General features: G+C 66.9%; 29 protein-coding genes. 21 read left to right on the top strand and 8 right to left on the bottom strand.

Translation table 11 applies throughout. The features are described from left to right. Positions 1-89: 89 nt before the first annotated feature. Positions 90-812, bottom strand: coding sequence for a phosphonate metabolism transcriptional regulator PhnF (phnF, locus tag HWY37_RS25720; RefSeq protein ID WP_176090152.1), 723 nt, complete (start codon positions 810-812; stop codon positions 90-92). A gap of 184 nt (positions 813-996) precedes the next feature. Between phnF and phnG the strand changes: the two genes are divergently transcribed. The 9 genes from phnG to HWY37_RS25675 all read left to right on the top strand — a co-directional run bounded on the left by phnG (position 997) and on the right by HWY37_RS25675 (position 7,929). Beyond that, positions 997-1,467: a phosphonate C-P lyase system protein PhnG gene (gene phnG / locus HWY37_RS25715; RefSeq protein WP_175206647.1), complete on the top strand. Its 471-nt coding sequence runs from the start codon at positions 997-999 to the stop codon at positions 1,465-1,467. A 1-nt stretch (position 1,468) separates the two neighbouring features. Beyond that, a complete protein-coding gene (gene phnH / locus HWY37_RS25710) occupies positions 1,469-2,086 on the top strand; it encodes a phosphonate C-P lyase system protein PhnH (RefSeq protein ID WP_175206646.1) in 618 nt (205 codons plus the stop codon). A 1-nt stretch (position 2,087) separates the two neighbouring features. Continuing rightward, positions 2,088-3,203 carry a carbon-phosphorus lyase complex subunit gene (locus HWY37_RS25705; protein ID WP_175206645.1) on the top strand — a complete coding sequence of 372 codons (1,116 nt, stop codon included), beginning with the start codon at positions 2,088-2,090 and terminating at the stop codon, positions 3,201-3,203. Then, positions 3,200-4,093 (top strand): alpha-D-ribose 1-methylphosphonate 5-phosphate C-P-lyase PhnJ, encoded by an 894-nt coding sequence (locus HWY37_RS25700; protein WP_175206644.1) that lies wholly within the window; start codon positions 3,200-3,202, stop codon positions 4,091-4,093. The genes HWY37_RS25705 and HWY37_RS25700 overlap by 4 nt, the downstream gene beginning before the upstream one ends. Next, positions 4,093-4,869 (top strand): phosphonate C-P lyase system protein PhnK, encoded by a 777-nt coding sequence (gene phnK, locus HWY37_RS25695; protein ID WP_176090172.1) that lies wholly within the window; start codon positions 4,093-4,095, stop codon positions 4,867-4,869. Before HWY37_RS25700 ends, phnK begins: the two co-directional genes overlap by 1 nt. A 2-nt stretch (positions 4,870-4,871) precedes the next feature. Further along, on the top strand, positions 4,872-5,594 hold the full coding sequence (gene phnL / locus HWY37_RS25690) for a phosphonate C-P lyase system protein PhnL (protein ID WP_176090151.1): 723 nt from the start codon (positions 4,872-4,874) through the stop codon (positions 5,592-5,594). After that, positions 5,594-6,793, top strand: a complete 1,200-nt coding sequence (locus HWY37_RS25685) for an alpha-D-ribose 1-methylphosphonate 5-triphosphate diphosphatase (protein ID WP_176090171.1) — start codon at positions 5,594-5,596, stop codon at positions 6,791-6,793. Before phnL ends, HWY37_RS25685 begins: the two co-directional genes overlap by 1 nt. Before the next feature lie 21 nt (positions 6,794-6,814). Further along, a complete protein-coding gene (locus HWY37_RS25680) occupies positions 6,815-7,357 on the top strand; it encodes an MOSC domain-containing protein (RefSeq protein WP_176090150.1) in 543 nt (180 codons plus the stop codon). 137 nt (positions 7,358-7,494) lie between these two features. Further along, a complete protein-coding gene (locus tag HWY37_RS25675) occupies positions 7,495-7,929 on the top strand; it encodes a hypothetical protein (RefSeq protein ID WP_175206641.1) in 435 nt (144 codons plus the stop codon). A gap of 3 nt (positions 7,930-7,932) precedes the next feature. Here the strand turns inward: HWY37_RS25675 and HWY37_RS25670 are convergent, their stop codons facing one another. Together HWY37_RS25670 and HWY37_RS25665 are read right to left on the bottom strand one after the other, a co-directional pair. Further along, entirely contained in the window at positions 7,933-8,310 is a 378-nt protein-coding gene (locus HWY37_RS25670) for a hypothetical protein (protein ID WP_246302404.1), read from the bottom strand. A gap of 147 nt (positions 8,311-8,457) precedes the next feature. After that, positions 8,458-9,756, bottom strand: coding sequence for a dicarboxylate/amino acid:cation symporter (locus tag HWY37_RS25665; RefSeq protein ID WP_217706410.1), 1,299 nt, complete (start codon positions 9,754-9,756; stop codon positions 8,458-8,460). A gap of 365 nt (positions 9,757-10,121) precedes the next feature. On the opposite strand from HWY37_RS25665, the gene HWY37_RS25660 reads away from it, so the two are divergent. Both HWY37_RS25660 and fba read left to right on the top strand, forming a co-directional pair. After that, a complete protein-coding gene (locus HWY37_RS25660; RefSeq protein WP_176090147.1) occupies positions 10,122-11,021 on the top strand; it encodes an SMP-30/gluconolactonase/LRE family protein in 900 nt (299 codons plus the stop codon). A 216-nt stretch (positions 11,022-11,237) separates the two neighbouring features. After that, positions 11,238-12,302: a class II fructose-bisphosphate aldolase gene (gene fba, locus HWY37_RS25655; RefSeq protein ID WP_088142262.1), complete on the top strand. Its 1,065-nt coding sequence runs from the start codon at positions 11,238-11,240 to the stop codon at positions 12,300-12,302. Between the two features lie 101 nt (positions 12,303-12,403). Here the strand turns inward: fba and HWY37_RS25650 are convergent, their stop codons facing one another. Next, on the bottom strand, positions 12,404-12,859 hold the full coding sequence (locus HWY37_RS25650; RefSeq protein WP_175206637.1) for a GFA family protein: 456 nt from the start codon (positions 12,857-12,859) through the stop codon (positions 12,404-12,406). A gap of 267 nt (positions 12,860-13,126) precedes the next feature. Here HWY37_RS25650 and HWY37_RS25645 point away from each other — a divergent pair, with 267 nt between their 5' ends. The 6 genes from HWY37_RS25645 (at position 13,127) to HWY37_RS25620 (ending at position 18,457) form a co-directional block, all read left to right on the top strand. Further along, positions 13,127-14,008 (top strand): phosphoribosylaminoimidazolesuccinocarboxamide synthase, encoded by an 882-nt coding sequence (locus tag HWY37_RS25645; RefSeq protein ID WP_049075485.1) that lies wholly within the window; start codon positions 13,127-13,129, stop codon positions 14,006-14,008. Between the two features lie 815 nt (positions 14,009-14,823). After that, positions 14,824-14,982, top strand: coding sequence for a DUF5993 family protein (locus HWY37_RS25640; protein WP_013395673.1), 159 nt, complete (start codon positions 14,824-14,826; stop codon positions 14,980-14,982). Positions 14,983-14,992: 10 nt separating this feature from the next. Then, on the top strand, positions 14,993-15,565 hold the full coding sequence (locus HWY37_RS25635) for a disulfide bond formation protein B (RefSeq protein ID WP_176090146.1): 573 nt from the start codon (positions 14,993-14,995) through the stop codon (positions 15,563-15,565). A 106-nt stretch (positions 15,566-15,671) separates the two neighbouring features. Beyond that, a complete protein-coding gene (gene purE / locus HWY37_RS25630; protein ID WP_176090145.1) occupies positions 15,672-16,193 on the top strand; it encodes a 5-(carboxyamino)imidazole ribonucleotide mutase in 522 nt (173 codons plus the stop codon). A 5-nt stretch (positions 16,194-16,198) separates the two neighbouring features. Next, entirely contained in the window at positions 16,199-17,389 is a 1,191-nt protein-coding gene (locus HWY37_RS25625) for a 5-(carboxyamino)imidazole ribonucleotide synthase (protein WP_176090144.1), read from the top strand. A 15-nt stretch (positions 17,390-17,404) separates the two neighbouring features. Next, positions 17,405-18,457 carry an L-threonylcarbamoyladenylate synthase gene (locus tag HWY37_RS25620; protein ID WP_176090143.1) on the top strand — a complete coding sequence of 351 codons (1,053 nt, stop codon included), beginning with the start codon at positions 17,405-17,407 and terminating at the stop codon, positions 18,455-18,457. Positions 18,458-18,632: 175 nt separating this feature from the next. Here HWY37_RS25620 and HWY37_RS25615 read toward each other — a convergent pair whose 3' ends face one another. From HWY37_RS25615 to HWY37_RS25600, 4 genes are read right to left on the bottom strand one after another with little or no spacing between them, the layout of a single operon-like run. Beyond that, the gene (locus tag HWY37_RS25615; protein WP_175206631.1) at positions 18,633-19,460 is read right to left on the bottom strand and encodes an IclR family transcriptional regulator domain-containing protein; all 828 of its coding nucleotides are present in this window, start codon (positions 19,458-19,460) and stop codon (positions 18,633-18,635) included. Continuing rightward, positions 19,460-20,101: a 3-oxoacid CoA-transferase subunit B gene (locus tag HWY37_RS25610; RefSeq protein ID WP_175206630.1), complete on the bottom strand. Its 642-nt coding sequence runs from the start codon at positions 20,099-20,101 to the stop codon at positions 19,460-19,462. The genes HWY37_RS25615 and HWY37_RS25610 overlap by 1 nt, the downstream gene beginning before the upstream one ends. 27 nt (positions 20,102-20,128) lie before the next feature. Continuing rightward, the gene (locus tag HWY37_RS25605; protein ID WP_175206629.1) at positions 20,129-20,809 is read right to left on the bottom strand and encodes a 3-oxoacid CoA-transferase subunit A; all 681 of its coding nucleotides are present in this window, start codon (positions 20,807-20,809) and stop codon (positions 20,129-20,131) included. 14 nt (positions 20,810-20,823) lie between these two features. Beyond that, on the bottom strand, positions 20,824-21,822 hold the full coding sequence (locus tag HWY37_RS25600; RefSeq protein ID WP_175206628.1) for a Bug family tripartite tricarboxylate transporter substrate binding protein: 999 nt from the start codon (positions 21,820-21,822) through the stop codon (positions 20,824-20,826). Between the two features lie 332 nt (positions 21,823-22,154). Between HWY37_RS25600 and HWY37_RS25595 the strand changes: the two genes are divergently transcribed. From HWY37_RS25595 to HWY37_RS25580, 4 genes are all read left to right on the top strand, one after another. After that, positions 22,155-23,177: an amino acid ABC transporter substrate-binding protein gene (locus HWY37_RS25595; protein WP_175206627.1), complete on the top strand. Its 1,023-nt coding sequence runs from the start codon at positions 22,155-22,157 to the stop codon at positions 23,175-23,177. A gap of 120 nt (positions 23,178-23,297) precedes the next feature. Continuing rightward, entirely contained in the window at positions 23,298-24,161 is an 864-nt protein-coding gene (locus HWY37_RS25590; protein WP_175206626.1) for an IclR family transcriptional regulator, read from the top strand. A 279-nt stretch (positions 24,162-24,440) separates the two neighbouring features. Continuing rightward, positions 24,441-25,349 (top strand): arginase family protein, encoded by a 909-nt coding sequence (locus HWY37_RS25585; RefSeq protein ID WP_176090170.1) that lies wholly within the window; start codon positions 24,441-24,443, stop codon positions 25,347-25,349. Positions 25,350-25,391: 42 nt separating this feature from the next. Further along, a complete protein-coding gene (locus tag HWY37_RS25580; RefSeq protein ID WP_176090142.1) occupies positions 25,392-26,180 on the top strand; it encodes an ABC transporter substrate-binding protein in 789 nt (262 codons plus the stop codon). Positions 26,181-26,186: the final 6 nt, after the last annotated feature.

Genomic DNA, 26,186 nt, shown 5'->3' with positions numbered 1-26,186 from the left:
ATTACAACCAGATGTCTAGATGAGTTCAATTGCCTGCTGGAAATTTCCACGCCGTCCCGCGCGCAAGCCCGCGGGACGGCGGCCTTGAATCAGGTGTCGTCCGTCACCATCAGTTGCACCATGTCGCCCACGAAGCGGGCGACGCTGTATTGCAGGGGCGAGCCCTCCTGGTCCACGTTCAGGGCTTCCACCTGGAGTATCGGGCGGGTCTTGGGCTGGCCCAGCAGGCGGGCGATCTCGGGCGTGGGCAGCGCGGCGGTGATGCGCGACCACTTGCGCGTATAGTCGCCGATGCCGTAGTGGGCGTAGACCTTGGAGATCGAGCGCAGCGACGCCAGCCGCTCGGCGAAGTCGGGGAAGCGCTTTTCGTCGAAAAAGTGTTCCGAGACGCTGATGGGCCGGTTCTCGGCCTTGCCGACGATCTGCACGCGCAGCAGCGATGCGCTGCGCGCCAGGCCCAGGTGCTTGGCGATGTCGGCCGCGCGCAGGCTCTGGCTGCCCAGCACTTCCTGGTGGCCCAGCATGCCCTGGCTGCGCAGGTTCTCGGAAAAGCGCGTGCGCTTGCCGATGGCGTAGTCGATCGCGTGCTCATGCACGAAGGTGCCGCGGCCCTGTTCGATCCGGACCAGGCCGCTTTGTTCGAGTTCGCCCATCGCGCGGCGGATGGTGTGGCGGTTGACGGAAAACTTGGCGGCCAGCTCGGGCTCGGACGGCAGCTGTTCGCCCGCCGCATAGAGCTTGTTGCGGATATCGTCCGCAAGCGCCTCGCCGATTTGCCGCCAGACGGCGATGCCGGAACCTCTTTCGACCATAGGGTGTGCTCGTGCTGTCACATCAGCTTCATGAAGAATGGCAGTGATTGTGCACCATGAGGCGGCCGCCGGAAAGGCGCCGCGCGCACGCTGCAACTGTCATCAAAAATTCACGCCAGGCTGTTGAACTTCCTTTTCGGAGCGATCATACTCCATCCGGTCGTCTAGACGTTTAGAGGAAAAAATGGATCACCCCAAGACAGGGCAGGATGCGGCGGGCGCGCAACGCGCCGCCTGGATGCGCGTGCTGGCGCTGGCCGATCCGGCCGCGCTGGATGGCGCCTTTTGCGCACTGGCCGGCGTGCCGGCACACCAGACGCTGCGCCCGGCGCAGACCGGCATGGCCATGGTGCGCGCCCGCAGCGGCGGCACCGGCGCCCGCTTCAACCTGGGCGAAATGACCGTGACACGTTGCGCGGTGACGATGGATCAGGGCGTGGTCGGCGTGGCCTACGTGCAGGGCCGCTCGCAGCGCCATGCCGAGCAGGCCGCCGTGGCCGATGCGCTGTTGCAGCTGCCGGAATGGCATGACACGGTGCAGGCGCAGCTGATCCAGCCGCTGGCGCGCCTGCATGCCGACAGGGTCGAGCGCCAGGCCCGCGTGGCGGCGCAGACCAAGGTGGAATTCTTCACGATGGTGCGAGGCGAGGACTGACATGCAGCAACAGATACAAGCCGCCGCCGCGTCCAGCCGGGCGCTGCTTCCGGGCTTCGCGGACCCGGTCAACGACGCGCAGGCCACTTTCCGCGCCGCGCTCGACGCGATGGCCCATCCTGGCCGCGTCAACGAGATACTGGCCGACACCGGCGTGCCGCAAGGCCTGTCGCCCGCCATGACCGCCATGCTACTGACGCTGGTGGACGTGGACACTCCGCTGTGGCTGCCGGAATCGGCGGGCGCGGACGTGCTCGCCTTCCTGCGCTTTCATTGCGCCTGCCCCATCGTGCCGTCGCCGGCGCTGGCGCGCTTCGCGGCGGTGCCCGGGGGTTGCAAGGCGCCGGCGCTGTCGGCCTGCCACCAGGGCGATCCGGCCTATCCGGACCTGTCGACCACCTTGCTGATCGAGGTCGAATCCTTGTCGGCGGGCGCGCCCGCCATCCTCAGCGGCCCCGGCATCCAAAGCCAGCAGGTCCTGAACGTGCAAGGGCTGTCCGAGGATTTCTGGCGCGAGTGGCGCATCAATCATCAACGGTTTCCGCTGGGCGTCGATGTGTTCCTGACGCAGGAACGGCGGATTTGCGCGCTGCCGCGCAGCACGCGCAGGGAGAACTGACATGTACGTTGCCGTCAAAGGGGGCGAACGCGCCATCCTCAATTCCTACCGCATGCTGGACGACTACCGGCGCGGCGACCGCGAAGTGCCCGAACTGAGCCTGGACCAGATCCGCGAACAGATGCCGCTGGCGGTGTCGCGGGTCATGGCCGAGGGCTCGCTCTACGATCCGCAACTGGCGGCGCTGGCTATCAAGCAGGCCGCAGGCGACGTGATCGAAGCGGTGTTCCTGCTGCGAGCCTACCGCACCACCTTGTCGCGCTTCGGCTACACCCAGCCCATCGACACCGGCCGCATGCGTCTGCAGCGCCGCATCTCGTCCACCTTCAAGGACGTGCCCGGCGGCCAGATTCTGGGACCGACCTACGACTACACCCAGCGCCTGCTGGATTTTTCGCTGGAGGCGCAGCGCGAGGCCGACGCCTTGCCGCCCGGCGGCGAAGCCCTGGACAGCGCCATGCCGCGTGTCACCGACCTGCTGGCGCAGGACGACCTGATCGATGCCGAGCCGGTGCCGGAAGGGGATCCCGAACCCTTTGACCTGACGCGCCAGCCGCTGGATTTCCCGGCCTCGCGCCCCGCGCGCCTGCAGAACCTGGCGCGCGCCGACGAGGGCTTCCTGCTGTCGATGGGTTATTCGACCCAGCGCGGCTACGGCAACACCCATCCCTTCGCCGCCGAGATCCGCTACGGCGCGCTGGAGGTGGAAATGCACATCGAGGAACTGGGATTCGCCGTCACGGTGGGCGAGATCGATATCACCGAATGCCAGATGGTGAGCCAGTTCGCGGGCAACGCCGAGGAAGGCCCTAAGTTCACCCGGGGCTACGGCCTGACCTTCGGCTATGGCGAGCGCAAGGTCATGTCGATGGCGCTGGTGGACCGCGCTCTGAAGGCGCGCGACCTGGGCGAACGCGCGGACTCCCCGGCCAACGACCACGAGTTCGTGCTGTACCACAGCGACAACGTGGAAGCCTCGGGCTTCGTGCAGCACTTGAAGCTGCCGCACTACGTGGACTTCCAGGCCAACCTGGAACTGTTGCGGCGCATGCGCGCCGAACGCGCCGCGCCCGAAGCCGCGCGCAACGATCTGATGGACGAGGCGGTTTCCTCATGACTACGCAACACGCAAAGGTCGAACGCGACGACCACTACAACTTCGGCTACCTGGACGAGTCCACCAAGCGCATGCTGCGCCGCGCCCTGCTCAAGGCGGTCGCGATTCCCGGCTACCAGGTGCCGTTCGGCAGCCGCGAAATGCCGCTGCCCTACGGCTGGGGCACGGGCGGCATCCAGGTCACCGCGTCCATCATCGGTCCCGGCGACGTGCTCAAGGTGATCGACCAGGGCTCGGACGACACCACCAACGCAATCAACATCCGCCGCTTCTTCGGCCGCGTCACAGGCGTGGCGACGACGGAATCCACGCCCGCGGCCAGCATCGTCCAGACCCGTCACCGCATTCCCGAGACGCCGCTGGCGGAAGGGCAGATCATGGTGTTCCAGGTGCCGATCCCCGAGCCCCTGCGCTGGCTGGAGCCTAGCGAAACGGAGACGCGCACCATGCACGCGCTGGCCGAGTACGGCGGCATGCACGTCAAGCTGTACGAGGACATCGCGCAGCACGGCCACATCGCCACCACCTACGACTATCCGGTCATCGTCAATGGCCGCTACATGATGCGGCCTTCGCCCATCCCCAAGTTCGACAATCCCAAGCTCGACGGCAGCCCCGCGCTGATGCTGTTCGGCGCGGGCCGCGAAAAGCGGGTCTACGCGGTGCCGCCCTACACCAAGGTGAAGAGCCTGGACTTCGAGGATCACCCGTTCCGGGTCGAGACCTGGACCGAGTGCTGCGACCTTTGCGGATCGCGCGAGAGCTATCTGGACGAAATCATCCTGGACGACGCCGGCACGCGCCGCTACGTCTGCTCGGACACCGAGTACTGCAACGACCGCCAGGCGCGGCAGGGCGCGGAACAGGCCAACAAGGAGAACGCGGCATGATGCAGGCCCAACCTTTGCTTTCGGTACGCAACATGACGCGCACCTGGGACGGCGTGCACGGCTGCCGCAACGTCAACTTCGATCTCTATCCCGGCGAGGTGCTGTGCGTGGTCGGCGAGTCCGGTTCCGGCAAGAGCACGCTGCTGTCGGCCGTGTCGTACCAGACCCGGCCGGACACCGGCAGCGTCTGGTACGACACGCGGGACCAGGGCTTCACCGACCTGGCCGCGCTGCCCGGCGCTCGTTTGCGCCTGCTGTCGCGCACCGACTGGGGCTTCGTGCGGCAGAACGCCCGCGACGGCCTGCGCATGCAGGTCAGCGCCGGCGCCAACATCGCCGAGCGCCTGATGGCCGTGGGCGACCGGCACTACGGCGACCTGCGCCAGGCCGCCGGCAACTGGCTGCAGAAAATGGAGATCGACGTCGGCCGGCTGGACGACAGGCCCACCTCGTTCTCGGGCGGCATGCAGCAGCGCCTGCAGATCGCCCGCAACCTGGTGACCCATCCGCGCCTGGTGTTCATGGACGAGCCCACCGCTTCGCTGGACGTGTCGGTGCAGGCGCGCCTGCTGGACCTGCTGCGCCAACTGGTCTCCGACCTGGGCCTGGCCGCCATCGTCGTGACCCATGATCTGGCGGTGGCGCGCCTGCTGGCGCACCGCACCCTGGTCATGCGCGGCGGCGAGGTCGTCGAAAGCGGCCTGACCGACCAGATTCTCGACGATCCGCAGCATCCCTACACCCAGTTGCTGGTGTCTTCCATTTTGCAGAGCTGACCATGCGCGTAAAGACTCCCATGATCGAGGTGCGGGGCCTCGGAAAGATGTTCACCCTGCACAACCAGGGCGGCATGCGTCTGCCGGTGCTGGAGTCGGTCGACTTCGACGCGGCGGCCGGCGACTGCCTGGTGCTGGCAGGGCCGTCCGGCACCGGCAAGAGCACGCTGTTGCGCTGCCTCTATGGCAACTATCTGGCGACCGAAGGCAGCATCCGGGTGCGCTGGAACGATGAGTGGATCGAGCTGGCCGGCGCGCCCGAGCAGTTGATCCTCGCCCTGCGCCGTGAAGTGATCGGCTACGTCAGCCAGTTCCTACGGGTGATTCCGCGCGTGTCGGCGCTGGACGTGGTGGCCGAGCCCTTGCGCGCGGCGGGCGTGGACGCCGACGAGGCCCTCTCCCGCGCCGCCGCGCTGCTGCAGCGCCTGAACGTGCCGGCCCGCCTGTGGGGGCTGGCGCCCGCCACCTTTTCCGGCGGCGAACAGCAGCGCGTCAACATTGCGCGCGGCTTCATCGCGCGTCACCCCATCCTGTTGCTGGACGAACCCACCGCGTCGCTGGACGCCGACAACCGCCAGGTCGTGATCGAGCTGATCCGCGAGGCCAAGGCCGAGGGCCGCTGCCTGCTGGGCATCTTCCACGACGCCGAAGTGCGCGACGCCGTCGCCACGCAGACCCTGGCCCTGCGTCCCGCCCAGGCCGCGGCGGCCGCACTGGAGCAATGATGCAAAGCACCTATCTCACCCATGCCCGCGTGGTGCTGCCCGACCGCGTCCTGGAAGACAGCGCCGTGCTGATCGACGATGGCCGCATCGTCGCCATCGAGCCGGCCGGCGCCCGCGCCGACCGCGAGATCGACCTGTGCGGCCAGACCCTGTTGCCGGGGCTGATCGACCTGCATTGCGACGCCATCGAAAAGGAAGCCGAGCCGCGCTCGCGGGTGCTGTTTCCGCTGGATTTCGCGGTGGCCCAGGTGGACCGCCGCAACGCCGCGGCGGGCATCACCACGCCGTACCACGCGCTGTCCTTCGCCAACAGCGAATGGGGCGTGCGCAACAACCAGACGGCCGCGGAAGTGGTGCGCACCGTGCGTGCCTTCCGCCAGCACAGCCTGGTCGACAACCGCGTCCACTGCCGTTACGAAGTCACCGACGCCACCTCGGTGGACGTGTTGCGCGCGCTGATGGACGAGGGCGCGGTGGACCTGCTGTCGGTGATGGACCATTCGCCCGGCCAGGGCCAGTTCAAGACGCTGGAATCCTATCTGCAATACATGATGGGTAACCACGCCATGAGCCGCGAGCAGGCCGAGGAAGCGGCTCAGGCCAAGACCCGCGCCAAGGACGGCGCGGTGGCGCGGGTGGAGACGCTGTTGTCGCATGCGCAGGGCTTGGGCATACCCACCGCCAGCCACGACGACGATTCGATCCACCGCATCGCCACCATGCGCAACCTGGGCGTGGCGATGAGCGAATTTCCGATCACGCTGGATACCGCGCGCGCCGCGGTGTCTTGCGGCCTGCCCACCATCCTGGGCGCGCCCAATGTGCTGCGCGGCCAGAGCCAGAGCGGCTCCATGCGCGCCATCGACGCCATCCGCGCGGGCGTGGCCAGTTGCCTGTGTTCGGACTACCAGCCGTCCGCGCTGATCGCCGCTGCCTTCACGGTGGCCGCGCAGACCGACCTGAGCCTGCCGCAGGCGGTGGCGCTGGTCACGTTGAATCCGGCGCAGGCCTGCGGCTTGTCCGACCGCGGGCGCATCGCGCCGGGTCTGCGCGCGGACCTGGTGGCGGTGGCGCAGGTCGGGACGCAGCCCTTGATCAGCCACACCTGGTCGGCGGGCCGGCTGGTGTTTTCGGCGCACTATCCGCCTGTGCGCGCGAACCCGCAGCTTGCGCCCGAGGCGCAGGCCGTGGCCGCTTGACTCGTTGCCAGGAGAAATGCGATGCGTCCCATCGTGACGGCGGTGGCCTGCAGCCCGGCGCATGGGTTCAGCAAGGCGGTGGTGCCCGCGATCATGCTGCGCAAGGGGCTGGGGGTGGAGGGCGACGCCCACATGGGCGTCACCGTCAAGCACCGTTCCCGCGTCAAGGCTGACCCCACGCAGCCCAATCTGCGGCAGGTCCACCTGATCCACGGCGAACTGCACGACGAATTGCAGCTGGCGGGATTCAACGTGGCCGAAGGCACCATGGGCGAGAACATCACGACCCGCGGCCTTGACCTGCTGGGCCTGCCGCGCGGCGCGCTATTGCATATCGGCGCAGACGCGGTGGTCGAGGTAACGGGCCTGCGTAACCCTTGCTCCCAGCTCGACAACTACCAGAAGGGCTTGACGGCCGCGGTGCTGGGCCGGCATCCCGACGGCAGCCTGATGCGCCGCGCGGGCATCATGGGCATCGTCGTCGAAGGCGGCGCGGTGAGCGCGGGCGATGCCATACGCGTCGTGCTGCCGGCCTTGCCGCACTTGCCTCTGGAACGGGTCTGAAAACGGCAGGCGTACGCAGGGGCTGTCGCAAAAACATCGCCGGTATGCGCAGCCGGACGCTCGCGCATCTGGTTAAATGGCGGGAACGGCGTGGCCGCATTTTCCGCGGTTCGCCAGCCCTTTTTCCGGAGCGCGCGATGGCACGATTCAATTTCACCCAGGACCCCGAAGAACCCGATCTGTGGGCCGCCGAGAACGTCGCCGCGGGCAAGGGACGTCCGCCCATTCACGTCATGATCCAGACCGACGGCGAAGAGCCCGACAGCGGCGCGTCCAAGGTGGTCAAGGCCATCATCGACAAGCTCGACGACCACATCCTGGCCGCGGCCGAATTCCTGCTGGACAACTATTCCTACGAACACTACAAGAAGCTCGGCATTGAAGACAGCCAGCTGCTGCAGGAAGAAACCGCGGAAGCCATGGCCGAGAAGGCCGAGCTGCGCGCGCTGTGGCTGTTCGACGAGGACGGTGACGGCTATGAACTCTGGTTCACGCTGCCCTGGGACCCGGTGCATACCTACGACGTGGAATTCGAGGACGGCGAGCCGGTCTCGTGCTCCGTCAACGACTGAGTCCTATCGGACCAGTTCGAACTTCGTCGCCTGGCTCTGTCCCAGCGAATCGTCGTAGCGGTAGCGCAGCTTCAGGGTCTTGCCCTTGCGGACGGCGTCGGCGGCGGTGTTCTCCAGCGCCACGTCGATCTCGCGGTCGATGAATTCCGTGCAGTCGGTATCGGCGCGGGCTCCCTCGGGGATGTCCGCGTCCTTGACCTTGAGCCTGAACAGCACTTGTTTGATTTCGGTGCCGTCGGTGCGGAATTGCCGCATCACGACCGGCGGGTTGGCCACGGTGCCGCCCAGCTCGCAGGAAATGCGGGTCCAGGCGTATGAGGCGGGGGCGGCGGACATCAAGGCCGCGGCTGCCAGTACGCAGCGCAGGCTTAGGCGTTTCATGGCATGAGGACTGAGCGTGGCGCCCATGCGCGCCGCGCCTGTATAAGAAGCAAAGGGCTTATATGTTGCTCCCGGCGATGGCGCCGGTCAAGCATGCGCAAGCCATAAAAAAACGGGCCATGCGGCCCGTTTTTCATTGCCTGATGCTCAGGCTTCCTGGCTGGCGGGTTGGGCCGATGGCTCATCGCCAGACGCAGCGGTCCCGGCTTCGGTGAGCTCTTCCCGATTGCCTTCCAGCTTGGAAATCACGGCGGTGGCCAGGCTGTTGCCGACCACGTTGGTGGCCGTGCGGCCCATGTCGAAGAACTGGTCGATGCCCATGATCAACAGCAGGCCGGCTTCCGGCAGATGGAACATCGGCAGCGTCGCGGCAACCACGACGAGGGAAGCGCGCGCCACGCCGGCCATGCCCTTGCTGGTCACCATCAGCACCAGCAGCAGGGTCAGTTGCTGCGTGAAGCTCATCTGGATGTTGTAGGCCTGCGCGATGAACAGCACCGCGAAGGACTGGTACATCATCGAGCCGTCCAGGTTGAAGGAATAGCCCAGCGGCAGCACGAAGCCCGAGATGCGCTTGGGCACGCCGAAGCGGGTCAGCGCCTCGATGGTCTTGGGGTAGGCCGATTCGCTGCTGGCCGTGGAGAACGCCAGCAGCGTGGGCTCCTTGATCAGGCCGCCCAGGCGGAAGGTCGACTTGCCCAGGAACAGATAGCCGACGGCGAACAGGATCGCCCACAGCAGCGCCAGTCCCAGGTAGAACTCGCCTATCAGCTTGCCGTAGCTGACCAGCACGCCCAGGCCCTCGGTCGTGATGGCGGCGGCCATGGCGGCGAACACGCCCAGCGGCGCGAACCGCATGACGTAGTCCGTCACGCGGAACATGATCTTGGCCAGCTCGTCGATCATGTTGTAGAGCGTGTTGTGGCCTTTGCCGCGGACGTAGGACAGCGCGGCACCGAAGAACAGCGAGAACACCAGGATCTGCAGGATCTCGTTGTTCGCCATGGCTTCCGCGATGCTGCGCGGGAACACGTGCGTGAGGAAGGCCTTGAGCGTGAAGTCGCCCGTCTTCAGGCCCGAACTCAGGCCCGCGTCAGGCAGCGCCATGTTCATGTGGGCGCCCGGCTGGAAAATGTTGACCAGCGCCAGGCCCAGCAGCAGCGACAGGGCCGAGGCGGCGATGAACCAGATCATGGCGCGCATGCCGATGCGGCCCACGGCGCTGGCGTCGCTCATGCTGGCCAGGCCGGTCACCAGGGTGGCGAACACCAGCGGCGCGATGATCATCTTGATCATGCGCAGGAAGATGTCGGTGACCAGGCTGAAGTACGAGGCGATCTGCAGCGCCTCCTTCTCGTCCTGCGCGTACTTGTGGCAGAAATAGCCCACCACGATGCCCAGCACCATGGCGATGCCGATATAACGCGTCAGCTTCTTAGTGTTCATGATCAAAACGGAAAACAGGGATCGGTAGCCTGGCCCGGAGGCGGGCGCGCCGGCATGGGGCGGGCAAGAGGATCCGAAGTGGGGATGCCAGGGCAGTTCGCGAGGCCGCGGGTTTACCCTTGGGGCGCGATCTTAACGCCGCACACCTGACACGTAGTTGTCAGTTCGGGGACAGATCGAGGTGGCGCAGCGCGCCGCCCCGGGCGGCCTCCACAGCCAGGCCGATATCGGATTTGTATCAGTTTGGAACGGCGGCACTATCGCGCGGCAACATGCCAGAATGGGCCCGGCCGGCAGCCCAAGGCCGCCGCCGGCTCAATCCGAATAACAGGCCCCCGCGCGGGGCCGCACAAGGAGACCAGGCAATGCCGAAACGCGAACTGTCCGTGCTGGCGTCCGGATACACCTATCTGGAGGGGCTGCGCTGGCACGAGAACCGCTTGTGGGCGTCCGACTTCTATACCGAGCAGGTTATCGCCGTGGACCTGGACGGCAAGGTCGAGCAGATCTGCCGCGTGCCGCAGCAGCCCTCGGGGCTGGGCTGGCTGCCGGACGGCCGCCTGCTGATTGCGTCCATGAAGGACCGCAAGCTGCTGCGCCGGGAACGGGACGGCACCTTGGCCGTGCATGCCGACCTGTCGGCCTACGCCGGCGGGCCGGTCAACGACATGGTGGTGGACGCGCAGGGCAGGGCCTATGTCGGCAATTTCGGTTTCGACCTCATGGCCGGCGAGCCGGTGCGCAATACCGGCATCGTGCGCGTCGATCCCGACGGATCCGCGCGCCAGGTGGCCGACGGGCTGTGCTTTCCCAATGGCTCGTTCATCACGCCGGATGGCAAGACCATGATCGTCAATGAAACGTTCGGCAACCGCATTTCCGAATTCGACATCCTGGCCGACGGCGGGCTGGGGCCGCGCCGCGACTGGGCCGATTTCGGCCCGCTGCCGGCCAGCGGCGACCTGGGCGTGCTGATCGCCGCGTCCGCCATCGGCCCCGACGGCGGGGCGCTGGACGCGGAAGGCGCCCTGTGGGTGGCCGACGCCATCGGCAAGCGCATCGTGCGCGTGGCGCGCGGCGGCAGGATCCTGGAGCAGATCGACACCGGCGAATTCGGCATCTTCGCAGCCGCCCTGGGCGGGCCGGACGGCCGGACCTTGTTCATGGCCGCCGCGCCCGACTTCATCGAGGCCAACCGGCGCGCCAAGCACGAAGGCTGCATCCTGATGACCCGGGTGGACGCGCCGCACGCCGGCCGGCCATAGGCGGCGCGGGGGATCGCGGCGTCCGCGGAGCCCTGCGGACGCCGCGGCTTCATCCTTCTTGCGGATGAGGGCAGGCCAGGCCTGCTCCAACTGGTCTCGCCTGAATGGACCGGATACGGGCGGTTGCAAGACCTTTCGTCGAATCCCCCGTAAAATCACCCCGTTCAGCAAGACATCAACCATCTTTCAATAGACAGTACCTAAGGAGGACCACTCATGGCCCTAGTCTCCATGCGCCAGTTGCTCGACCACGCCGCCGAGCACGGTTACGGCATTCCCGCTTTCAACGTCAACAACCTGGAACAGGTCCAGGCCATCATGGAAGCCGCTGCGGAGACCGACAGCCCGGTGATCATGCAGGCTTCGGCCGGCGCTCGTAAGTACGCGGGCGAAGGCTTCCTGAAGTACCTGATCCAGGCAGCCGTGGAATCCTATCCGCACATCCCCGTGGTCATGCACCAGGACCACGGCCAGTCGCCCAAGATCTGCCAAGGCGCCATCGACCTGGGCTTCTCCAGCGTCATGATGGACGGTTCGCTCAAGGAAGACGGCAAGACCATCGCCGACTACGACTACAACGTCGAAGTGACCAAGAAGGTCGTCGACACCGCCCACAAGCTGGGCGTGACGGTCGAAGGCGAACTGGGCTGCCTGGGTTCCCTGGAAACCATGGAAGGCGACAAGGAAGACGGCCACGGCGCCGACGGCAAGCTGACCATGGACCAGCTGCTGACCGACCCCGAGCAAGCCGCCGACTTCGTGCGCCGCACGCAGCTGGACGCCCTGGCCATCGCCATCGGCACCAGCCACGGCGCCTACAAGTTCACGCGCAAGCCCACCGGCGACATCCTGTCGATCTCCCGCATCAAGGAAATCCACGCCCGCCTGCCCAACACCCACCTGGTGATGCACGGCAGCTCCAGCGTGCCGCAGGAACTGCTGGCCGAGATCCGCGAATTCGGCGGCAACATGAAGGAAACCTACGGCGTGCCCGTCGAGGAAATCCAGGAAGCCATCAAGTACGGCGTGCGCAAGATCAATATCGACACCGATATCCGTCTGGCCATGACCGGCGCGATCCGCCGCTTCTTCGCCGAAAACCCGGAAAAATTCGACCCGCGCGAATACCTGAAGCCGGCCCGCGCCGCCGCCAAGGCCATCTGTGTGGCTCGCTACACCGAATTCGGCACCGCCGGCAACGCCAGCAAGATCAAGGCGCTGCCGCTGACCGAAATCGCCGCGCAATACGCGTCGGGCAAGCTGGCCCAAGTGGTGCAGTAAGCAAAAGTCCCCGGACGCAGGACGCTTGTGCGTCCGCCGTCCGGGCGCAATGAAAAAGCGGTCCGCGCATGCGGACCGCTTTTTTTTCGGCTGCGTCGCGGCTAGGACGCGGGCGAGTTGCGGGGGAAGTGCGGCACGGTCCGGTCCACGTGGTGCCAGGACGGCGCCGACTCGGTCCAGAGGCTGGCGCGGGCGTGGAAGGCCTCGGGGTCGTCGAGCGAGCCGGCCCGCACGATGTCATAGCCCATGCCCGCCGAATTGCCGAACAGCGGCGTGCCGCAGTCGGCACAGAAACTGCGCATGACGGTATGGCCGGAGTCGCCGCGGTAGCGGTGCTCCTTGGGACTGCCGCGCAAGAGCGTGATGGAGCCGGTGGGGAAGATCAGCGCATGGGCCGGGGCGCCGCCGCTGGAATACTGGCAGTCCCGGCAATGACAGGTTGCCGCCATGATCGGTTCATCGGTGATGGCATAGCGCACGGCGCCGCACTGGCAACCGCCGGTCAGGTGCACCTGCGCGTCGGCGTGGGCGCTGCGTTTGAGGGAAGCATCCTGCATACGACTCTGTCTCCGGGCGTAGGGGCAGCGCCGTGACGCCAGCGGCGGTCGGCGCGCATCATGTTGGAGACCAGAGCCTAACCCGGCCGCCGGGCGGCGTCGAGGGGAGGGCGGCTCCGGCAAAACCGGCCCATTTGCAGTAACCTATGCGCTTTGCAGGACCCGCGCGCCGCGCCGGCCCTGCCCGCGGTTCCCGGATTCCGTTCTGCTTCCCGCCCTGGCGCCTGCCCGTGGCGGGAATCTTCATTATTGCCATAGGCCATTCCCGTGACTTCTGCTTTGCATCAATCCAGCATCAAGTCCTTGCCGCTGCTGGGCCGCGGTAAGGTGCGCGATATGTACGCCGTGGGCGACGACAAGTTGCTGATCGTCGCTTCGGATCGCATTTCCGCCTTCGACGTGATTCTCGACGACCCGATTCCCGGCAAGGGTCAGGTGCTGACCGAACTGACCGAGTTCTGGCTGCAGAAGTTGGCCCACATCCTGCCGAACCACTCCACCGGCATCAAGCCCGAGGACGTGGTCGCTCCGGACGAAGTCGACCAGGTGCGCGGCCGCGCCGTGGTGGTCAAGCGTTTGAAGCCCATCCTGGTGGAAGCGGTCGCCCGCGGCTACCTGATAGGCTCGGGCTGGAAGGACTACCAGGCCACCGGCGCCGTCTGCGGCATCAAGCTGCCCGCCGGCCTGCAACAGGCCAGCCAGCTGCCCGAACCGATCTTCACGCCCGCCGCCAAGGCCGAATTCGGCATGCACGACGAGAACGTGGACTTCGCCCACGTGGTCAAGGAAGTCGGCCAGGAAATGGCCGAGCGCATCCGCGACGTGACGCTCAAGCTCTATGCCGAGGCAGCCAAGTTCGCGGCCACCAAGGGCATCATCATCGCCGATACCAAGTTCGAATTCGGACTGGACGACGACGGCACCCTGTACCTGATGGACGAAGTGCTGACACCCGATTCCTCGCGCTTCTGGCCGGCCGACGGCTACCGCGTGGGCATCAGCCCGCCGTCGTTCGACAAGCAATTCGTGCGCGACTGGCTGGAAACCCAGACCTGGGACAAGACCCCGCCCGCGCCGCGCCTGCCCCAGGACGTGCTGGAAAAGACGGCCGCCAAGTACCGCGAAGCCCTGGATCGTCTGGTCGCCTGAACGCTTCCTGCCAAGAAAAACCCGCTCTGCTCCCAGGACGTCCGGATGAGGAAAATCCGGACCGCACTTCGGTTTTGGGAGGCAGGGTTCTTGAGTCGCCGGCGTCCGGACTGCGGGATTCCGATGCTCGCCCCGGTGGGGCTGCGCTTCGGATCCCTCCGTCCGGCCACCGGCTTACGGCATCTGCCCATGAAGGTGGTCTGAAACCAACGCATTAGGCGACTGTTAGCCGAGGACCCCGGAGTCATCCGAAGCACAGCCCCACCGGGGCGAGCATCGGAATGACGCAGGGCAGCCTCGGCGGCTAAAGAACCCCGACGTCCGCAAGCTCGAAGCCTTGCCGCTCCGCACTTCGGTTTTGGGAGGCAGGGTTCTTGAGTCGCCGGCGTCCGGACTGCGGGATTCCGATGCTCGCCCCGGTGGGGCTGCGCTTCGGATCCCTCCGTCCGGCCACCGGCTCACGGTATCTGCCCATGAAGGTGGTCCGAAACCAACGCGTTAGGCGACTGCCAGCCGAGGACCCCGGAGTCATCCGAAGCACAGCCCCACCGGGGCGAGCATCGGAATGGCGCAGGGCAGCCTCGGCGGCTCAAGAACCCCGACATCCGCAAGCTCCAAGCCCTGCCGCTCCGCCCCCCGGAAGTTGGACGTAAATCCAACTTCCGGGGGGCGTTTCATATGGAGCGAATTTTTTCGTCCTGAAAGCGCTTGCCCTACAAGAGTTATCAGGGCTTTCGATAGGATTTATTGCGAATTGTGACGTTATAATTCCCGGCTGCTTGCATGGGGACGTACCCCAGAAAGGAGCTCCCAGCATGGTAATGATGTTGCCTTTCCTGACTGGCCTGATCGCGGTGTGGTTCGGCATGCTGGGCAGGCGCCGCCCCTGCGTGACGTTCTGGCTGCTGACGCTGGCGCTCTTCGCCGCCTGGTGCCAGTACCACATGACCAGTCCGCTGGCCTTGTCGTTCTGAGGGCGCGGCGATGATCTTCTCCCGCAATCCCGCGCGCGGCTCGCGCATCCTGAACGGCCTGGCGCTGCTGGGCGTCAGCGGCGCCCTGGCCATGGCGTTCTTCTGGCAGATCGCCTATGACGAATTGCCTTGCCCGCTGTGCCTCTTGCAGCGCGTGGCGCTATTGCTGGCGGGCGTGGGCTTCCTGCTGAACATGCGCCTGGGGCCTTCGCCCATGCACTACGCGATGAGCATCGCGGCCGCGTTGGGCGGCATGCTGGCCTCGGGCCGCCAGGTGCTGCTGCACATCGCGCCAGGCGATCCGGGCTATGGTTCGCCGCTGCTGGGCCTGCATTTCTACACCTGGGCGTTCGTGGCCTTCAGCGCCATCATCGTGTTCTGCGCCGTGATGCTGGCCGTCGACCGCAAGTGGGGCGACAACATGCTGCGCAAGCCCCTGTCGGTGCTGGGCGTGCTGGTCATGGCCCTGTTTTTCCTGACGGCCCTGGCCAACGTCGGCAGCACCACGCTGGAGTGCGGTTTCGGGCCTTGCCCGGACAACCCCACTAGCTATCAATGGCTGGATTCCGCCGCCGCCAGATAGCAGCGCGGCGGCGCCGGGTAAAATACCGGGTTTCGCGGCATTTGGCCGCAGTCCTTAGCCTCTTTCCGCGGCGGCGCGCCGCGGTCTCAACTCTTAGACACCGGTTATGACAGCCAAGACTTCCGCAGCGGCAGTGGCCACCCCCGTGGTGGGCGTGATTATGGGTTCTTCCAGCGATTGGGAGGTCATGAAGCACGCAGTCACCATACTGGAGGACTTCGGCGTTGCCTACGAGGCGCGCGTGATCTCCGCCCACCGCATGCCGCAGGACATGGCCGAGTACGGCGCCGAAGCGCATGCGCGCGGCCTGCGCGGCATCATCGCCGGCGCCGGCGGCGCGGCGCACCTGCCGGGCATGATGGCCGCGCTGACCGAAGTGCCGGTGTTCGGCGTGCCGGTGCCGTCCAAGTACCTGCGCGGCGAGGATTCGCTGCTGTCCATCGTGCAGATGCCCAAGGGCGTGCCGGTGGCCACCTTCGCGATCGGCGAGGCCGGCGCCGCCAATGCGGCGCTGCATGTGATCGCCACCCTGGCGGGCACGGATGCCGGCCTGCACAAGAAGCTGGTGGCGTTCCGCGCGCGCCAGACGCAAGGCGCGCGCGACATGAAGGTTCCGCCCGAGGCTTGATCAGAATGACTCAATCGACTGCTTTCATGATTGCTCCCGGCGGCTGGCTGGGTTTGCTGGGTGGCGGCCAATTGGGCCGCATGTTCTGCCATGCGGCGCAGAGCCTGGGCTACAAGGTCGCGGTGCTGGACCCGGCTGCCGAATGTCCGGCGGGCATGGTGGCTGACCTGCACATCCAGGCGGCTTATGACGACGAGGACGGCCTTGCGCGCCTGGCGCAGACCTGTCAGGCCGTCACCACCGAATTCGAGAACGTGCCCGCCGACAGCCTGCGCACGCTGGCCACGCGCTGCCGCGTCAGCCCGGCGGCCGACGCTGTGGCCATCGTGCAGGACCGCATCGCCGAAAAGACCTTCATCGCCTCGCAGGGCATTGCTGTTGCGCCGCACGCCGCCATCCGCAGCGAGGCCGATTTGCGCGCCGCGTCGCAGGCTCTGTTCCCCGGCATTCTGAAAGTCGCCCGCCTGGGTTACGACGGCAAGGGCCAGGCCCGCATCAATACGCGCGAGGAAGCGCTGGCCGCCTTCGCCGAGTTCGGCGGCGTGGCGTGCGTGCTGGAAGCGCTGATGCCGCTGGACTACGAAATCTCCGTGGTTCTGGCGCGCGGCTTCGACGGCGCGAGCGTGGTGTTTCCGGTGGCGCGCAACGTGCACCGCGACGGCATCCTGGCGGTGTCGACGGCGGCGCCGGTGCAGCAGGACGCAGCCCATGCCGAAAGGCAGGCCTGCGCGACGCAGGCCGCGCAGGCCATCGCGCAAGGCCTGGGTTACCACGGCGTGCTGTGCGTGGAGTTCTTTGTGCTCAAGGACGGCAGCCTGATCGTCAACGAGATCGCGCCGCGTCCGCACAACAGCGGCCACTACACCATGGACGCCTGCCTGACGAGCCAGTTCGAGCAGCAGGCGCGCGCCATGGCCGGCCTGCCGCTGGGCGGCTCCGACCTGCTGGCGCCTGCCGTCATGCTGAACATCCTGGGCGACATCTGGTATCCGTCGGCCACCGCCACGGCGCAGCGCGAGCCCGACTGGGCCGCCGCGCTGAAGGTGCCCACCGCCAAGCTGCACCTGTACGGCAAGCGCGAAGCGCGCCGCGGCCGCAAGATGGGCCACATCACGATCGTGGCGCCGACCTTGCAGCAGGCCCGCGACGACGCCGCCCGCGTGGCGGCGGCGCTGGGCATGCAGGCTCCCGAGTAAAGCGCGACGACGTCCATGACCTCCTTGCCCCCGTCAGGCTCCGCCAGCGCCGCGGAGATCGCCTACGCCGCGCAACGCATGCTGGACGGCGAGCTGGCCGCGTTCCCCACCGAGACCGTCTATGGCCTGGGCGCGGACGCGGAAAACCCGCAAGCCGTGGCCAAGATCTACGCGGCCAAGGGCCGGCCGTCCAACCATCCCGTCATCGTGCACATCGCGCCGCAAGGCGACCTGTCGTACTGGGCGGCGGAAGTGCCGGCCGAGGCACGCCTGCTGATCGACGCCTTCTGGCCCGGTCCGCTCACGCTGATCCTCAAGCGCGCGCCGCACATCGCGGATACGGTGAGCGGCGGCCAGGACAGCATCGGCATCCGCTGCCCCTCGCATCCCGTGGCCCAGGCGCTGCTGGCGGCCTTTGCCGCGGGCAAGCCCAACGGGCAGGGCGGGGTCGCGGCGCCGTCGGCCAACAAGTTCGGCCAGGTGTCGCCGACGCGCGCCGAGCATGTGCGCAGCGAATTCCCCGAGGAAGTCGCGGCCGGCATGCCGGTGCTGGAAGGCGGCGCTTCGGAAGTGGGCATCGAGTCCACCATCCTGGACCTGTCGCGCCTGGACCGCGGCGCCGGCCCCGTGCTGCTGCGTCCCGGCCACATCAGCGCCGCGCAGATCGAAGCCGTGCTGGGCGTGCAGGTCTTCGCGCCCGATGCGGCCGCGCCGCGCGCCTCGGGCACGCTGAAGGCGCACTACGCGCCGCGCACGGCGCTGGAGCTGGCTTCCGACGCGCGCCTGCAGGCCGTGACGCAAGGCCAGGGTCTGCCTGAAGGCAAGGTGGTGGTGGTCGCCTACGGCGATCGTCCTGCCGCGCTGGACGCCCGGGTGCAATGGCAGGCCGTGCCCGCCGATCCGGCGCGTTATGCCCAGGCGCTCTACGGCCTGCTGCGCGACCTGGACAAGCAGGGCTACGCGCGCATCATCGTGCAGGCGCCGCCCGCCACCGACGACTGGCACGCCGTCAACGACCGCATCGGCCGCGCCGCCGCGGCTTTCACGCTGGATACGACGGATCTGTAGGAGGGGTGAAGCGCAAGGGTTCTTAAGCAAGAACTCCAACGTGGAACGCGCGCAACCCATGCTGTCGCAATAGACTGTTTTCCGGCCGCCGCAGGCGTTACTTGCTCACGGCAGCATGGGTTACGCGCGCTTGAGGTCAGCGTTCTTACTCAAGAACTCTCGCGCTTCGCCCAGCCTACGCGGCCAGGAATTCCCCGATTCTCTCCACCGCCTGTCGCAACGGCGGCAGGAATTCCTCCGTCAACCGGTTCAGCGGCACCCGCGCCGCCTTGACGCTGACGTTGACCGCGCCACAAGCCTTGCCGCTGGCCGAGCGCACGGGCACCGAGATGGCGCGCACGTTCAATTCCAGTTCCTGGTCAACGACGGCGTAGTCCTGCTCGCGGATGCGTGCGAGTTCGGCGCGCAGCCTGTCTTCGGTCACCAGCGTGAATTCCGTGTAGGGCTGCAGCTCGGTCGCGGCGAAGTAGCGGGCCAGGGCCGGTTCCGGCAGTTGCGCCAGCAGCACCCGGCCGATGGACGTGCAGTACGCAGGCAGCCTGCTGCCCAGCCCCATCGACGTGGCCAGCAGGCGGTTGACCTCGGAACGCGCCAGATACAGCATTTCGTGGCCTTCCATGATGGCCAGCGCACAGGTTTCGTTGATCGTGGCGCTGAGCTCTTCCAGCACCGGCTGCGCCAGCGAGACGAAGGGCGTGGATGAGAAGTAGGCGTAGCCCAGGCCCAGGATGCGCGGCGTCAGCACATACAGCCTGCCGTGCTGCTCGGCGATGCCCAGCAGGATCAGCGTGTGCAGGCAGCGCTGCACCACGGCGCGGGGCAGGCCCGCGCGGCGGCTCAGTTCGGCCGCGGTCTGCGGGTGGCGGCGCGTGCCGAAGGCGCGGATCACGTGCAGGCCGCGCGCCAGCGTCAGCATGTAGTCCGGGTCGCCGCGCAGCTGGTCGGGATGGTCTTCCGCCGCGAGCGGCGCGGCATAGCCGGGCGGAGGAAGATTGGGCCGCATCAGGCTGCGCGCAGCGGCGCGCCGGTGCGCGCCTGGAGTGCTGTCAGGGTCATGCCGTCGATCATATCCCGAACCAGCAGCCCGTCCGGCGTGACTTCGATGACCGCCAGGTCCGTGTAGATGCGGTCCACCACGCCGGCGCCTGTCAGCGGGTAGGAGCAGCGTTCGACGATCTTGGGTTCGCCGTTCTTGCTGTTGTGTTCCATCATGATGTAGACGCTGCGCGCGCCCACCGCCAGGTCCATCGCGCCGCCCACGGCGGGCGCTTCGCCCGGCTTGGCCAGGGACCAGTTGGCCAGGTCGCCATTGGCGGCGACCTGCATGCCGCCCATGACGCAGATGTCCAGGTGGCCGCCGCGCATCATCGCGAATGAATCCGCGTGATGGAAGTACGCGCCGCCTTTCAGCAGCGTCACCGGCTGCTTGCCGGCGTTGATCAGGTCCAGGTTGACCTCGCCCTCGGCGGGGGGCGGGCCCATGCCCAGAATGCCGTTTTCGCTGTGCAGCACGATCTCGCGGCCGGCGGGCAGGTGCGCCGCCACCAGCACGGGCATGCCGATGCCCAGATTGACATAGCTGCCGTCGGGAATGTCCTGGGCCAGGCGGCGCGCCATGGCCTCGCGGGTCAGGGGTTGGAACATGCGGATTCCTTTTGGGTTCGACAGGCGCTAGCTGGAGAAGGCCGCGTTGGCGACCTGGGTGACGCGCTTGACGAAGATGCCTGGCGTCACCACCGACTCGGGCGACAGCTCGCCCAACGCGACCTTGGCGCGCACCTGCACGATGGCGGTTTTCGCCGCCATGCACATGATGGGCCCGAAGTTGCGCGCGCTCTTGTTGTAGGTGAGGTTGCCCCAGCGGTCGGCCTGGTCCGCCTTCACCAGCGCGAAGTCGCCATGCAAGGGATGCTCGAAGACGTGGCCGCGGCCATCGATCATGCGGGTCTCCTTGCCGCGCGCGAGTTCGGTGCCGTAGGCCGTGGGCGTGTAGAACCCGCCCAAGCCGGCGCCGGCCGCGCGCAGGCGTTCGGCGATGGTGCCCTGCGGCACGCATTCCAGCTCGATCCTGCCCTGGCGGTAGAGCTCGTCGAAGACCCAGGAATGCGAGGCCTTGGGAAACGAGCAGATCACCTTGCGCACGCGTCCGGCCTTGATCAGCGCGGCCAGGCCGGTCTCGTGGTTGCCGGCGTTGTTGCTGACCACGGTGAGATCGCGCGCGCCCTGCGCGATCAGCGCGTGGATCAGCTCGGTGGGCATGCCGGCTCCGCCGAAGCCGCTGATAAGCACGGTGGCGCCATCGTGGATGTCCGAGACGGCCGCCTCGGGCGTGTCGTAGAACTTGTCGATCATGAGGGCCTCCGCGCTCAATCCACGGTGATGCGCGCCTGCTTGATGATCCCGGCATAGCGCGCCGAGTCCGTCTTCATCAGCTCCGCGAATTGGGCGGTGGTGCCGCTGGCGGGCAGGAAGCCGGCATCCAGGAACTTCTGCCTGACGTCGGGTTCCTTGACGATCTCGCTGATCTCGCGCGCCATGCGTTCGATGATGGGCGCGGGCGTGCCGGCCGGGGCCATCAGCCCGGCCCAGGATCCCGTGACGAAGCCGGGCAGGCCCGCTTCCTCCATGGTGGGAATCGAGGGTTCGGTGGGCCAGCGTTCCTTGCCCGTGAACGCCAGCGCCTTCAGCCGGTTCTGCTTCACGTATTGCATGGGCACCAGGATGGGGTCGAACACCATCGAGACCCGGCCGCCCAGCAGGTCGGCCAGGATGGGGGCGCTGCCCTTGTAGGCCACGTGCGTCATCGTGATCTTGCTTTGCAGCGCGAAATCGGCGCCGGTCAGGTGCGCGCTGGAGCCGTTGCCGCTGGAGGCGTAGGTGAGCTTGTCCGGATTCTTGAGGCCGTACTCGACCAGTTCGGCCACGGTCTTCACCGGTATGTCTTCGGCCACGAACAGGAACAGCGGCAGATCGGCCATCTGCGCCACGGGCGTCAGGTCGGCGGGCTTGTAGCCCAGCTTGTACAGATGGAAATTGATGATGTAGGCGGGAAGTATGGACAGAAAGGTGTAGCCGTCCGGCTCCGCTTTCGCGGCGATGCCCGCTCCCACGCTGCTGTTCGCGCCTGGGCGGTTCTCGATGATGATGGTCTGCTTCAGGCGCGGGCCCAGCTTGTCCATCACGATGCGGGTGACGATGTCGGTCGAGCCGCCGGGCGTGTACGGCACGATGACCTTGATGGGCTTGCTGGGCCAGTCATCCGCCGCGTGGACGGCGCCGGCGGCGAGTCCGGTCGCCGCCAGGGTGGCGCACAGCAGGGTTTTGAGGGTGCTGCGGCGGGACTGCAAGAAGCTTGCACATGCCATGGGTTGGTCTCCTCCATGAGCCGGCCGCGATCCAGGCGCGGCCGTTTTTTTGAGAGATTGCGGCGCCGGCAGCGGCGGGCCCGGGACGCGAAAAAAGTATGGCACGCAAGGTAAGCGCGGGCCGCCGTCGGGTGGGCGGATAAAGTTCGTTCACCGGACATCGCTGTAATCACTGGGCAGGCGGCATTTCCTCCGGGTTTCCACTAGGCGGCGTTGCGTTGTCCGCTCGGTGGACATCGCTTAATCTGGCGGCCGGCCCGGTAAGGCAGGGCTCGGTTTCAACCGCGACTGGCTTACAAGCCGGCGCGGCATCCATCTCAGGAGAAGCGATCATGAAGCGGTCCATCTTGTTTGCAGCCGGCGCCCTGGCCCTGGCTTGCGCATCCCAGGCGGCGGTGGCGGGACCCACCCTCGATGCCGTGAAGAAAAAAGGATTCGTGCAGTGCGGCCTGACCGACGGCGTATCCGGCTTTTCGGCCACCAACAGCAAGGGCGAATGGGAAGGCATGGACGTGGACATCTGTCGCGCGGTCGCGGCGGCCGTGTTCGGTGATCCGACCAAATTCAAGGGCACGCCGCTGTCCACGCAGCAGCGCTTCACGGCGCTGCAATCGGGCGAAGTGGACGTGTTGCTGCGCACCGTCACGCTGACGCAGACCCGCGACACCTCGCTGGGCCTGGCGGCCGTGGCCGCCAGCTTCTACGATGGCCAGGGCATCCTGGTGAACAAGAAGCTGGGCGTGAAGAGCGCCAAGGAACTCAACGGCGCCACGGTCTGCGTGCAGCCCGGCACCACCACCGAACTCAACCTGGCCGACTGGTTCCGCACCAACAACATCGAGTTCAAGCCGGTGGTGATCGACAAGGTGACCGAGGTCGTGCGCGCCTTCGAGTCGGGCCGTTGCGACGCCTTCACCGACGACGCTTCGCAGTTGGCCGCGGTGCGCGCCACGCAGGTCGCCAAACCGGACGACTACGAGATCCTGCCGGAACGCTTCTCCAAGGAGCCGCTGGGCCCCATGGTGCGCCAGGGCGACGAGAACTGGCTGGGCATCGTGCGCTGGACGCTGTTCGCGCTGATGGAGGCCGAGGAATACGGCATCACGCAGAAGAACGTGGACGAGATGCTCAAGAGCAACAACCCCAACATCGCGCGCATTCTGGGCGTGACGCCGGGCGCCGGCAAGAACATGGGCCTGGATGAAAAGTGGGCCTACAACGCCATCAAGGCCGTGGGCAACTACAGCGAAGTGTTCGAGCGCAACGTCGGCAAGGACAGCAAGCTGGGCCTGCAACGCGGCACGAATGCGTTGTGGAACAAGGGCGGCGCCATGTATCCCTGGCCGATCCGCTGAGGCCTGCGCTGGTCGAAACGGCCCGGAGCTTCCGGGCCGTTTTTTTATGGCATCGCCACGCGATACGTTCGCACCGTTATACGGTACGCTATGCGCTTTCCATTGGACGCCCCACGCGCCATGACGCAGAACCGAAACGCCGAGGATTCCCCATTGTTCATCGCCGCGCTGGCGCGCGGCGTCTCCGTCCTGCGCGCCTTCAGCGAAGGCCAGCCGGCCATGACCCTGCCGGAACTGGCCGAAGCGACCGGCCTGAGCAAGAGCTCGGTGCAGCGCTTCGCCCATACCTTGTGGACCCTGGGCTACCTGCGCAAGGACCCCGTGAGCAAGAAGTTCTCGCTGGGTCCCTGGTCGCTGGAACTGGGCATGAAGTATGTCCAGACCAGCCCGCTGGTGCTGGGCGGCAATCCGTTCCTGCACACGCTCAACCGCAACAGCCAGGAAACCTGCAGCCTGGCCGAGCCCGACGGCCTGGACATGGTCTACGTGGCGCGCTTCGCCACCCACAAGGAAATGTTCGTGAACATGCCGGTGGGCATGCGCCTGCCGCTGTATTGCACGGCCGCGGGGCGCGCGGTGCTGGCCCGCCTGGACCCGGCGGTCGCGCGCGGCCTGCTGGAACAGTGCGACCGCAAGCCCTACACCGCCGCCACCATCACCGGCATGGACGCGCTGCTGGCCGAGCTGGAGTTCGCCCGGCGCCATGGCTATGCGCGTTCCGACGGCGAGTTCTACCCGGGCGACATCACGGTCAGCGCCGCGGTGCTGGACGCCGGCGGCACGCCGGTGGGGGCGGTCAACGTGTCCGTGCCGTCCAGCCGCTGGTCCTTCGAGCAGGCGCAGGCGGTGTTCGGTCCGCAAGTGGTGGAAACTGCGCACGCCATCAGCGCGTCGCGCACGCTGGGGCGCACGCGCCCCTTCTATGAAATGGAGCCGCCCGGCGGCGCCTTGCGCGGCGCGATGCCGTCCGGCGACGACGCCTGATTCCCGGGGCCGTGCCCTGCGCTGGCGCTGGCCGCTGGCGCCGATGCTAGCAAAATCCATACTAAATTAATCGGATATAAAAATACCGATTAGGGGAAACTCCCTAATTGGCTGGATGCTTGTACGCTTGCTACTCTTATTTCGACACGATCATATCGCACAGCGATTCAATCGAATCTAAATAGTGATCCCGGATGCTGCCCAGGCAGCGGGTCGTCACACAGGAGCCGAGTTGTGCAGCAGCCAGCCGAAGTCTGTTTTCATCCCGTCGCCGGGTTCATGGGCCTGCCGGCCGTCCGGGCCGCGGGTACAGGCGCGGCGCGCGCCTGCGTGGTGGGCATCCCCTTCGATTGCGGCACCCATCCGTTCCGCGTCGGCTCGCGCCAGGGGCCGGACGCGATCCGCGAGCAGTCCCGGCTGCTGCGGCCGGTGGACATCTTCCGCCGCCACGGCATCGACAATCCGCCGGAGTTCCTGCGCGCCATCGACGTGGGCAACGTGGCCTGCCATCCCGGCGATCCGGACGCCTCCTATCCGCTGATCGAGGCCGGCATCGGCGCCATCCTGGACGCCGGCGCCATCCCGATTTCCATGGGCGGCGACGGCGCGGTCACGCTGCCGCAGCTGCGCGCCGTGGCGCGCCGCCATCCGGACTTCGTGGTGCTGCATTTCGATTCGCACACCGACACTTATCCCATCCCTGGCTACAACACGGCCACCACATTCACGCGCGCCGCCGAAGAAGGGCTGCTGGACGTGGCCTCCAGTTTCCACGTCGGCACGCGCGGCAGCTCCTTCATGCCCGGCGTGCTGGAGTTCGGGCGCGAGGTCGGCTACACGATCGTGCCATACGACGATTTCGACCAGGACCAGAAGGGCGCGCTGGCCGACATCAAGCAGCGCATCGGCCAGCGTCCGGTGTACCTGTGCTTCGACATGGACATCTTCGACCCATCGTGCGCGCCGGGCGTGTGCACCCCCGAGTGGGGAGGGCTCTCGCCCAAGGAAGGCCTGGCGCTACTGCGCCAGCTTGCCGGGCTGAACTTCGTGGCGTTCGACGTGAACACCGTGTCGCCGCCGCAAGACGTGCAGGGGGCCACGGCCTTCCTGGCCGCCACTGTCATGCAGGAATTCTGCGCGCTGGCGGCGGTCGCGGTGCAGCAGTATCCGCAGGGGCGCCCGGCCTGAGCCGGCAGCGCCACGCCAACCATTTCATCCAAGGGGAAAACGATGAAACTCAAATCCATTTTGCTGGGCCTGATTGCAGCCGGCCTGCTGGCCCAGGGTGGCGCGCAGGCGCGCACGCTGGAAGAGATCCGCGCGGACCAGACCCTGAACGTCGTCACCACGGCGTCCGCGCCGCCGCACGGCTTCAAGAATCCGAAGTCGAACCAGCTCGAAGGCATCATGGTCGACGTGGCCGCTGGCGTGGCCAAGCACCTGAAAGTCTCGGACAAGCTGTCCGACGTGCCGTTCTCGGGCCTGATCCCCACGCTGACGTCCGGCCGCGCCGACGTCATGTCCGCGCCGCTCTTCATCACCGAGGAACGCGCCCGCGCCATCGACTTTTCCGCGCCGGTCTATGAATGGGGCGAGGGCGTCGTGGTCAGCGACAAGGCCGACAAGAAATACGCCAAGTTCGAAGACATGAAGGGCCAGCGCGTCGGCGTGCTGGTGGATTCGGTGCAGTTCAACATGATCAAGGACATGCCCGGCACCAAGGTTTCCACATACCAGGACTACTCCACGCTGCTGGCCGACGTGCGCGCCGGCCGCATCGACCTGGGCATCGTCGATCCGCCCAGCATCATCTACCAGATCAAGACCAAGAACATCCCGGGCGTGAAGCTGGATACCGGCTATCAGCCGCAACGCAAGTGGCAGGTGGGCATGGCCGTGCAGAAAGGCAACGCCGCCCTGCTGGAGGCGGTCAACGGCGCGCTCGCGCAGATGAAGCAGAACGGCGAACTCGCCGCCATCGGGCAGAAGTGGGGCGTGGCGGACCTGATGAGCAAATGACGCCGC

The sequence above is a fragment of the Achromobacter anxifer genome, from assembly GCF_903652925.1.
In the GTDB taxonomy this organism is placed as follows: Bacteria; Pseudomonadota; Gammaproteobacteria; order Burkholderiales; family Burkholderiaceae_B; genus Achromobacter; species Achromobacter anxifer.
The sequence above is the reverse complement of the archived record's forward strand: the minus strand, read 5'-3'. Positions and strand labels throughout refer to the sequence as shown.

Excerpts from the sequence above, each read along its gene's own strand:
- HWY37_RS25590 (WP_175206626.1), top strand. The coding sequence starts at position 23,298 with ATGACGCAGAACCGAAACGCCGAGGATTCCCCATTGTTCATCGCCGCG.
- HWY37_RS25685 (WP_176090171.1), top strand. The coding sequence starts at position 5,594 with ATGCAAAGCACCTATCTCACCCATGCCCGCGTGGTGCTGCCCGACCGC.
- HWY37_RS25680 (WP_176090150.1), top strand. The coding sequence starts at position 6,815 with ATGCGTCCCATCGTGACGGCGGTGGCCTGCAGCCCGGCGCATGGGTTC.
- phnH (WP_175206646.1), top strand. The coding sequence starts at position 1,469 with ATGCAGCAACAGATACAAGCCGCCGCCGCGTCCAGCCGGGCGCTGCTT.
- phnK (WP_176090172.1), top strand. The coding sequence starts at position 4,093 with ATGCAGGCCCAACCTTTGCTTTCGGTACGCAACATGACGCGCACCTGG.
- HWY37_RS25625 (WP_176090144.1), top strand. The coding sequence starts at position 16,199 with ATGACTCAATCGACTGCTTTCATGATTGCTCCCGGCGGCTGGCTGGGT.
- HWY37_RS25665 (WP_217706410.1), bottom strand. The coding sequence starts at position 9,756 with ATGAACACTAAGAAGCTGACGCGTTATATCGGCATCGCCATGGTGCTG.
- HWY37_RS25640 (WP_013395673.1), top strand. The coding sequence starts at position 14,824 with ATGGTAATGATGTTGCCTTTCCTGACTGGCCTGATCGCGGTGTGGTTC.
- HWY37_RS25580 (WP_176090142.1), top strand. The coding sequence starts at position 25,392 with ATGAAACTCAAATCCATTTTGCTGGGCCTGATTGCAGCCGGCCTGCTG.
- HWY37_RS25600 (WP_175206628.1), bottom strand. The coding sequence starts at position 21,822 with ATGGCATGTGCAAGCTTCTTGCAGTCCCGCCGCAGCACCCTCAAAACC.
- HWY37_RS25700 (WP_175206644.1), top strand. The coding sequence starts at position 3,200 with ATGACTACGCAACACGCAAAGGTCGAACGCGACGACCACTACAACTTC.
- HWY37_RS25615 (WP_175206631.1), bottom strand. The coding sequence starts at position 19,460 with ATGCGGCCCAATCTTCCTCCGCCCGGCTATGCCGCGCCGCTCGCGGCG.
- HWY37_RS25675 (WP_175206641.1), top strand. The coding sequence starts at position 7,495 with ATGGCACGATTCAATTTCACCCAGGACCCCGAAGAACCCGATCTGTGG.
- HWY37_RS25585 (WP_176090170.1), top strand. The coding sequence starts at position 24,441 with ATGGGCCTGCCGGCCGTCCGGGCCGCGGGTACAGGCGCGGCGCGCGCC.
- HWY37_RS25650 (WP_175206637.1), bottom strand. The coding sequence starts at position 12,859 with ATGCAGGATGCTTCCCTCAAACGCAGCGCCCACGCCGACGCGCAGGTG.
- HWY37_RS25670 (WP_246302404.1), bottom strand. The coding sequence starts at position 8,310 with ATGAAACGCCTAAGCCTGCGCTGCGTACTGGCAGCCGCGGCCTTGATG.
- phnG (WP_175206647.1), top strand. The coding sequence starts at position 997 with ATGGATCACCCCAAGACAGGGCAGGATGCGGCGGGCGCGCAACGCGCC.
- HWY37_RS25660 (WP_176090147.1), top strand. The coding sequence starts at position 10,122 with ATGCCGAAACGCGAACTGTCCGTGCTGGCGTCCGGATACACCTATCTG.
- HWY37_RS25705 (WP_175206645.1), top strand. The coding sequence starts at position 2,088 with ATGTACGTTGCCGTCAAAGGGGGCGAACGCGCCATCCTCAATTCCTAC.
- HWY37_RS25605 (WP_175206629.1), bottom strand. The coding sequence starts at position 20,809 with ATGATCGACAAGTTCTACGACACGCCCGAGGCGGCCGTCTCGGACATC.
- HWY37_RS25635 (WP_176090146.1), top strand. The coding sequence starts at position 14,993 with ATGATCTTCTCCCGCAATCCCGCGCGCGGCTCGCGCATCCTGAACGGC.
- phnF (WP_176090152.1), bottom strand. The coding sequence starts at position 812 with ATGGTCGAAAGAGGTTCCGGCATCGCCGTCTGGCGGCAAATCGGCGAG.
- HWY37_RS25610 (WP_175206630.1), bottom strand. The coding sequence starts at position 20,101 with ATGTTCCAACCCCTGACCCGCGAGGCCATGGCGCGCCGCCTGGCCCAG.
- HWY37_RS25620 (WP_176090143.1), top strand. The coding sequence starts at position 17,405 with ATGACCTCCTTGCCCCCGTCAGGCTCCGCCAGCGCCGCGGAGATCGCC.
- fba (WP_088142262.1), top strand. The coding sequence starts at position 11,238 with ATGGCCCTAGTCTCCATGCGCCAGTTGCTCGACCACGCCGCCGAGCAC.
- phnL (WP_176090151.1), top strand. The coding sequence starts at position 4,872 with ATGCGCGTAAAGACTCCCATGATCGAGGTGCGGGGCCTCGGAAAGATG.
- HWY37_RS25595 (WP_175206627.1), top strand. The coding sequence starts at position 22,155 with ATGAAGCGGTCCATCTTGTTTGCAGCCGGCGCCCTGGCCCTGGCTTGC.
- purE (WP_176090145.1), top strand. The coding sequence starts at position 15,672 with ATGACAGCCAAGACTTCCGCAGCGGCAGTGGCCACCCCCGTGGTGGGC.